Annotated in this window: 1 protein-coding gene and 1 pseudogene; both read right to left on the reverse strand. The window is 55.1% G+C overall.

The genetic code is table 11. The annotated features are described in order from the left end of the window. Positions 1–491: pseudogene (locus ACP7A4_RS23090) on the reverse strand (hypothetical protein); the annotation flags it as partial. A gap of 62 nt (positions 492–553) precedes the next feature. Further along, positions 554–946, reverse strand: coding sequence for a hypothetical protein (locus ACP7A4_RS23095; protein WP_426248514.1), 393 nt, complete (start codon positions 944–946; stop codon positions 554–556). Positions 947–1,196: the final 250 nt, after the last annotated feature.

The following is a 1,196-nucleotide window of genomic DNA, read 5'->3' on the forward strand; positions in this document are numbered from 1 at the left end:
GGGTCATCCTTACACTCAATCCCGCGATAGACCGTGCCGCCTTCATACAGGCCAGGCCGGTAGCTTGCCGGATGCCCGTCGCCATCGCTGTCATGGCCGTAATTATCCTTGAGCAGTTCATCGAGACTGTCGTAATCCCAAGAACCGTTGTCCCCGGTTAGGGACCACTTCACGCCGGTAACTGGCGACTCATAGGCAGGCACCGAATTAGCAGCAGCTATTGGTAAAGCCGCCTTGAACTGCCTGAGGTACTCAGCCGGTGTAGAGCCCCAACGGTTTACCAGGCACTCGTCATCTGCCAGGAGCCCCGCATCTTCTGGCTTATCAGATGGCTCGCCGGGCACCATGAAGAACTCGCGCTCAACCGCATGCAGAAGATCGGAAAAGCGCTTGGTGTTATCGATGTTAACCAGCAGGGTCGACAGTTCATGATTTGAGCTGAGGCCGAACACGTTATAGATGCGGGCCAATTCTGGCTGATGTTTAGGCATGACTTCGTCCTTGCCGCTAAGGCGGCTGACTTTGAATTGAGGGAAAGTTGCGGCGATATGTATCAGGTGCGCCGCTCTTTCTGGCGCTCTACATCGATCTGCTCATAGAGGGCGTCGACTCTTTTGCTTTTCCGGTCGAGAGCCTGGGATCGCCTGATGTGATCTTGCATTGCCTTGTCATAGGGCTGCATCAGCTCTAGAAGCCGCAATTTTTCACCAGCGTCCCTCGACTCATTGAACCTGACGGCCAATCGGTCGCGCTCCTTGAAATCAAAACCATCTAGCGCCTTATTTTCTTTCTGCATTTCCTCGAGGACTTCAGCTGATTGCCTTTCCCAGCGGATATACAAAACATCACTTCGCTTGGGTCGCAGGAAGTGTTGGTTCCTGATCCAGGCCACTAGGTCATCTTTGGTCATTTCATCGAGAGCATCTTTTCTCGCGATATTTCTCATATCTTCTCCCGTGCGCGCCGCTCAACAGCTTGGGCTTGGCGCAACTTGCTGCATTTAGTGTGGTTGCCATGGGCGCGCGACTTGTTGCACTGGTCGCATACTGTTTGCAGATCCAGCGGTCGCATGGGGCCGCTGGTGATCCTGACTGTTCGGCGGAGTGCGGTCATGCTGCAACTGCCTGACGTTGGATTGCCCGCCACGGGTCGTTGGCGCGAGCAAGTGCAGCCATCGGCGGTGGGCTGACGCTGTT

Origin of the sequence: Pseudomonas sp. TWR3-1-1 (assembly GCF_049896545.1) — a bacterium.
Lineage (GTDB): Bacteria > Pseudomonadota > Gammaproteobacteria > Pseudomonadales > Pseudomonadaceae > Aquipseudomonas > Aquipseudomonas weihenstephanensis.

Bases quoted from the DNA above. Each gene is read 5' to 3' on its own strand.
- ACP7A4_RS23095 (WP_426248514.1), bottom strand. From the start codon at position 946: ATGAGAAATATCGCGAGAAAAGATGCTCTCGATGAAATGACCAAAGAT.